The organism is Nocardia takedensis NBRC 100417 (assembly GCF_000308695.1).
Taxonomy (GTDB): Bacteria; Actinomycetota; Actinomycetes; order Mycobacteriales; family Mycobacteriaceae; genus Nocardia; species Nocardia takedensis.
Genome location: NZ_BAGG01000015.1, coordinates 1 through 5,846 on the forward strand (window position 1 = coordinate 1; position 5,846 = coordinate 5,846).

Sequence of the window (5,846 nt, forward strand, 5' to 3'; positions counted from 1 at the left end):
GAGCGGTCTGTCCCAGGGCGGCGCACCCCAGCGTGACGGTGGCTTACCTCAGCGCGACGGCGGTCTGCCCCAGCGTGACGGTGGACTGCCCACCCGTGAACCCGGTGCCAGCGGCATCCCCGCGGGCGGCAATCCCGCCGGTGGCCTGCCCCAGCGCAGGCCCGCCGCCGAGCAGTCGGGCGAGAACGCGCCCACCGGTCTGCCCGGTCGCGAACCGCTCGGTGGTGGCCTACCCCAGCGGCAGCCCGGCGCCAACGGGCTGCCCGGCCGGGAATCCGGCGGCCCGGACAGCAGCAGGACAGCGGCTTCGGTGGCCTGCCGCAGCGCGAACGGCCCGGCGGCCTGCCCCAGCGGCAGCCGAACGTGCCGCCGCGCGAGCCCGACGCCACGCCGTTGGCCGCGGAAGGTCCGGCCTCCGGCGCCCTCCCGACCCGCGAACCGGGCGTCACCGGCCTGCCGCAGCGCTCCCCGGGCGCGAACGGCCTGCCCCAGCGCGAAGCGCCCCGCGAGCCGGGCGTGACGGGTCTGCCGCCGCGCGGCCCCGGCGGTCTGCCACAGCGTCCGACCGGGCTCCCGCAGCGTCAGCCCGCGGCCGAACAGTCGCGCGAGGGCGCGCCCACCGGCCTGCCCGCGCGCGAACCGCTCGGCGGCGGTCTGCCGCAGCGTCAACCGGGCGCGACGAACCTCCCCCGCGAGGTCGCCCCGCCCGGAGTCGCCCTGCCGCAGCGGGAACAGCGGCCCACCGCGCCCGAGGAGTCGATCGACCCGAACGACCCGCTGGGCCGCGACCCGGGCAGGCACAGCTACAAGTCCAACCCGGCCAAGACGGCCTCGTTCTTCCAGACCCGGTTGCAGCCCGCGACCGAGACCGGGTCCTCGATGGACAGCCCGATCTTCGCCGAGATGATGTCGGCGTGGCTGGCGGATCCGAACCCGGACCGCTCCCAGGTGGCCGCAGGCTTCGACGCCCCGGGCGACGAAGGCTGGCAGGCCGCCCGCCGCGCCAGCGAGGTCCAATCCGAATCGAAGACGGCCGCCGGCTTGCCGCAACGCAATCCGGGCGTAAGGCTTGTCCCCGGCGCCGTCACGGGCGCCGTGGACCGGGCCCCGCGCCGTGATCCGGAATCCATCAGGTCAAGCTTGAGTCGTCACCAGCAGGGCGTCCGGGATGGCCGCGCAGTGAAAGCACCGAACCTAACCGGAGATAAAGGAGACCGATGAACCCCGATCTAGGTGGTACGAATCGTCAGCTGGATTGGCTGGTTTCGAACTTCGCCAACGAGGTTCCTGGCGTAGCTCATGCCGTCCTGGTCTCGGCTGACGGACTACTCATGGCCGCGAGCGCGCAGCTGCCCGTCGACCGCGCCGAGCAGCTCTCGGCCGTGACCGCGGGTCTGGCGAGCCTGTCGGTCGGCGTCTCGAACCTATTCGAGGGCGGCACCGTCCTGCAGTCGGTCGTGGAGATGGAACACGGCTACCTGCTGCTGATGGCTGTCGGTGACGGCTCCTACCTCGCCGTACTGACCAACACGTCCTGCGATATCGGACAGGTCGGATACGAGATGGCGCTGTTGGTCGAACGCGTGGGCCAGACGGTACAGGCCACCCCGCGCGTCACGATGGGTTCCTGATGGTGGGATGGACATAGAAGATCACCGCATGGGGAGCGCCGAGCCGAGCCTCGTCCGTCCGTACTCTTTGACCGCGGGTCGCACCAGGCCCGCGGTCGAGTTGGCGCTCGAGGCCCTCGTCGCGTCGCATCCGGTACCTCTGGAGCGGCAGTTCGAACTGACCAACATCGAGACGTCAATCGTGGAGTTGTGCAGAGAATCGCCGTCCGTCGCCGAAGTAGCGGCGCGCCTGAGTATTCCGATCGGAGTGGCGCGGGTGCTCGTGGCCGACCTGATCGAAGCCGGGCATGTTCGGGTTTCGGCGACATTGAAAGACGATTCCAGCGACGATGAACGTCGCGAGCTGATCGAAAGGGTTCTCAGTGGACTCCGGCGTATTTGATTCGACGGCGCAGGTCGATACCCGCACCAGCAAACCCACTTCGGCCAAGATCGTGGTCGCGGGCGGTTTCGGTGTCGGTAAGACCACGTTGGTCGGTGCTGTCTCGGAGATCGTTCCGCTGCGCACCGAAGCCTTGGTGACCAACGCCAGCACCGGTATCGACAACCTGACCGGCATTCCGATGAAGTCCACCACCACGGTGGCCATGGACTTCGGCAGGATCAGCCTGGCCGACGACCTGGTGCTGTACCTGTTCGGCACACCGGGCCAGTACCGCTTCTGGTTCATGTGGGACGACCTGATCCGCGGCGCCATCGGCGCCGTGGTGCTGGTCGACACCCGCAGGCTGGAGGACAGTTTCGCGGCCGTCGACTACTTCGAGGCACGCAACCTGCCTTTCCTGGTGGCGCTCAACGAGTTCGACGATTCGCCGCGCTACCCGATCGAGGACATCCGGCAGGCGCTCGCCGTGCCCGCCGATGTGCCGATCCTGTCCATCGACGCGCGGCGTCGCGAGCCCGCCAAGCAGGCGCTGGTCTCGCTCACCGAATACGCGCTGCGCAAGGTGATGCAGGGCTACTGACGGTTCGGTCCCGGCGCGGTGGCAGCCCTGCGCGCCGGGGTCGGGACCGGGTGACCCGGTTGTGGCGCCGCCACGTCCGGGTGCGCCCGATATGCTCGCGCGATGCGGATTTCGGCGCGTGAGCTGCTCGGGCAACTGCTGGACGCCCGGTCCTTCGTCAGTTGGGATCGGCCGCCGTCGACGCCCGTCGCCTCCGCGCGCTATCGCGAGGAGTTGCGCGAGGCCGAACTCGCGGCGGGCACCGACGAGGCGGTACTGACCGGCGAGGGTTTGTTGCGCGGTCGGCGCGTGGCGGTGATCGCCTGCGAATTCGGCTTCCTCGCGGGGTCGATCGGCGTGGCCGCGGCCGAGCGCATCGTGTCGGCGGTCGAGCGCGCGACCGAACTCGCGCTGCCCCTGGTGGTCTCGCCGACCTCGGGCGGCACGCGCATGCAGGAGGGCACCGTGGCCTTCGTGCAGATGGTCAAGATCGCGGGCGCGGTCGCCGAGCACAAGGCGGCGGGTCATCCCTATCTGGTGTATCTGCGCGATCCGACCATGGGCGGTGTCTTCGCCTCCTGGGGATCGTTGGGGCACATCACCTTCGCCGAACCCGGCGCGTTGATCGGGTTCCTTGGCCCGCGCGTCTACAAGGCCCTCTACGGCGCGGATTTCCCCGAAGGCGTGCAGACCGCCGAGAACCTGTACCGCAACGGCGTGATCGACGGCGTGGTGCCGGTGTCGGTGTTCCGCCGGATCGCCTATCGCGCGCTGAGCGTGTTCAGCGGCGCGGTCCGCCCGGACCCGGTTGTCGCCCGGGAACTCTCGCGCCCGCCCGCGCCCGCCGTCGGATTCTCGCGAGCCTCGCCGGAGGAAGTCTGGCGTTCGGTCCTGATCTCGCGTCGCCCGGATCGGCCGGGTATCCGCGAGCTGTTACGCCATGTGACGCACCGGGTTCCGCTCAGCGGCACCGGACAGGGCGAGGCCGACCGCACGGTCGTGCACGCGCTGGCCCGTTTCCGCGGCCGGGGTTGCGTGGTGTTCGGGCACGACCGTTCGCGGCAGAGCGCCGAGAACACCATGGGCCCCGCGGCCCTGCGCGAGGCACGTCGCAGCATGGCACTGGCCAGGGAGTTGCGACTGCCGTTGGTGCTGGTCATCGACACCCTCGGCGCCTCGCTGTCGCGCGAGGCGGAGGAGCGCGGCCTCGCGCCCGAGATCGCGCGCTGCCTGGCGGATCTGGTCACCCTGGACACCCCGACGGTGTCGGTGCTGCTCGGGCAGGGCACCGGCGGCGGCGCGCTGGCGCTGCTGCCCGCCGACCGCGTCCTGGCCGCGACCAACGCCTGGCTGGCCCCGCTGCCGCCGGAAGGGGCGAGCGCGATCGTCCACCGCGACACCGCGCACGCCGCCGAAATGGCCGCCGCGCAGGGAATCCGCGCCGACGCGCTACACCGCGACGGCATCGTGGACCGCCTGGTCGCCGAATATCCCGACGCCGCGGACGAACCGCACGAATTCGCGCACCGGATGGTCACCGCGATCGCGGTCGAGCTGGCCGAACTGGCCGACACCGACCCGGAGAAGCTGCGCGCGCGCCGGTCGGTGCGCTACCGGCGGCTCGGACTCGTCGACGGGCCGTGATCCCGCGCGTGATCGATGTCGCGAATCCGATCACGCGCGCCGGTCGTTCCGCCCTCGACCTGCGTCGCGGCGACCAACACGCCAGGGCTCTTCGTTGACGGTTCGCGCGCGCACTTCTACGGTCGATCGGGTGACCTTCCGCAGCGAGACCTCCGCCGTGCCTCCGATCGTGCTCCTCGACGGGACCGTGATCCCGCAGCTCGGCTTCGGCGTCTTCCAGGTGCCCTCCGACGAGGCATATCCCGTGGTGAAGACGGCTCTGGAGGCGGGATACCGAAGCATCGACACCGCCGCGATCTACGGCAACGAGGAGGGCACCGGCCGTGCCATCCGCGAATCCGGACTGCCGCGCGAGGAGGTGTACGTCACCACCAAGCTGTGGAATTCCGAGCAGGGCTACGACAGCACCCTGCGCGCCTTCGACGCCAGCCTGCAACGGCTCGGCCTGGACTACCTGGACCTGTATCTGATCCACTGGCCGCTGCCCAAGGCCGACAAATTCGTCGACACCTTCCGCGCGTTCCAGGCGCTCAAGCAGGACGGGCGGGTCCGCTCGATCGGCGTCTCCAACTTCACCGTCGCCCACCTCGAGCGCGTCATCGGGGAGACGGGCGAGGTCCCGGTGGTCAACCAGGTCGAACTACACCCCCGGCTGGCCCAGACCGCGCTGCGCCGTTTCCACGCCGAGCACGCCATCGCCACCGAGGCGTGGTCGCCGCTCGGGCAGGGCACCCTTCTCGATGATCCGACCATTACCGCGATCGCTCGCGAACTCGGCCGCACGCCCGCGCAGGTGATCATCCGCTGGCACCTGCAACTGGGCAATGTGGTGATCCCCAAGTCGGTCACCCCGGAGCGCATCGTCGCCAATTTCGACGTGTTCGGCTTCGAGCTGACCGACGCGCAGATCGCCGCGATCGACGCCCTGGACGCCGACGGTCGCATCGGCGCCGACCCGGACATCTTCGACGTCGGAGCCTGACTCCCGAGTCGCCACCGAGGCCGCGCCGTTGAGGCGGGGCCTCAGGTGGTCGCGGTCGTCGCCAGGTAGTCGGTGAGTTCCACCGCCGCCGCGCGCCCCGCGCGGTTCGCGCCGATCGTGCTGGCCGACGGTCCATAGCCGACCAGATGGATCCGCGGGTCCACCGCCACGCGGGTCGCCAGCCGTCCCGACATCTCGATGCCGCCGCCGGGTCCGCGCAACCGCAGCGGCGCGAGGTGGTCGAGAGAGCTGCGGAAGCCGGTGGCCCACAGGATGACCTGCGCGGGCTGGAACGCGCCGTCGGCCCAGCGCACCCCGTCCGGTTCGATGTGGTCGAACATCGGCAGCCTGCGCAGCGCACCCCGCTCGCGCGCGGCGCGCAGTCGGTCGTCCAGTGGGAGGCCGGTGACCGACACCACCGAACCGGGCGGCAGGCCCGCGCGCACCCGGTCCTCCACCATCGCCACCGCCGCGCGGCCCGCCTCCGGCGTGAAATCGCTGTCGCGGAACACCGGTTCGCGGCGGGTCACCCACGTGGTCGTGGTGACCTGTGAGATCTCGTCCAGCAGTTGCACCGCGGAGATCCCGCCGCCGACCACCACGACGTGCGCGCCCGCGAATTCGGCAGGGCCGTGGTAGTCGCGG

At 70.7% G+C, this 5,846-nt stretch carries 6 protein-coding genes and 1 pseudogene; 6 read left to right on the forward strand and 1 reads right to left on the reverse strand.

Features of this window, described 5'->3' with window-relative positions; genetic code table 11:
* Positions 1 to 363: 363 nt before the first annotated feature.
* The 6 genes from ON30_RS03630 to ON30_RS03655 all read left to right on the forward strand — a co-directional run bounded on the left by ON30_RS03630 (position 364) and on the right by ON30_RS03655 (position 5,201).
* On the forward strand, positions 364 to 1,221 hold the full coding sequence (locus ON30_RS03630; RefSeq protein ID WP_051028898.1) for a hypothetical protein: 858 nt from the start codon (positions 364 to 366) through the stop codon (positions 1,219 to 1,221).
* Complete coding sequence (locus ON30_RS03635; RefSeq protein WP_011207200.1) at positions 1,218 to 1,631, forward strand: roadblock/LC7 domain-containing protein; 414 nt, start codon at positions 1,218 to 1,220, stop codon at positions 1,629 to 1,631. The genes ON30_RS03630 and ON30_RS03635 overlap by 4 nt, the downstream gene beginning before the upstream one ends.
* Positions 1,632 to 1,638: 7 nt before the next feature.
* Positions 1,639 to 2,013 carry a DUF742 domain-containing protein gene (locus ON30_RS03640; RefSeq protein WP_040704190.1) on the forward strand — a complete coding sequence of 125 codons (375 nt, stop codon included), beginning with the start codon at positions 1,639 to 1,641 and terminating at the stop codon, positions 2,011 to 2,013.
* Positions 1,994 to 2,596, forward strand: a complete 603-nt coding sequence (locus ON30_RS03645) for a GTP-binding protein (protein ID WP_174387363.1) — start codon at positions 1,994 to 1,996, stop codon at positions 2,594 to 2,596. Before ON30_RS03640 ends, ON30_RS03645 begins: the two co-directional genes overlap by 20 nt.
* A 102-nt stretch (positions 2,597 to 2,698) precedes the next feature.
* Positions 2,699 to 4,219 carry a carboxyl transferase domain-containing protein gene (locus ON30_RS03650; protein ID WP_040704191.1) on the forward strand — a complete coding sequence of 507 codons (1,521 nt, stop codon included), beginning with the start codon at positions 2,699 to 2,701 and terminating at the stop codon, positions 4,217 to 4,219.
* Positions 4,220 to 4,349: 130 nt separating this feature from the next.
* Entirely contained in the window at positions 4,350 to 5,201 is an 852-nt protein-coding gene (locus tag ON30_RS03655) for an aldo/keto reductase (RefSeq protein WP_040704193.1), read from the forward strand.
* 41 nt (positions 5,202 to 5,242) lie between these two features.
* Here ON30_RS03655 and ON30_RS03660 read toward each other — a convergent pair.
* Positions 5,243 to 5,846, reverse strand: a pseudogene (locus ON30_RS03660) (pyridine nucleotide-disulfide oxidoreductase); the annotation flags it as partial.

What these genes read in the sequence shown, in the direction of transcription:
- ON30_RS03635 (WP_011207200.1), top strand. Translation starts at nt 1,218, where the DNA reads ATGAACCCCGATCTAGGTGGTACGAATCGTCAGCTGGATTGGCTGGTT.
- ON30_RS03640 (WP_040704190.1), top strand. Translation starts at nt 1,639, where the DNA reads ATGGACATAGAAGATCACCGCATGGGGAGCGCCGAGCCGAGCCTCGTC.
- ON30_RS03650 (WP_040704191.1), top strand. Translation starts at nt 2,699, where the DNA reads ATGCGGATTTCGGCGCGTGAGCTGCTCGGGCAACTGCTGGACGCCCGG.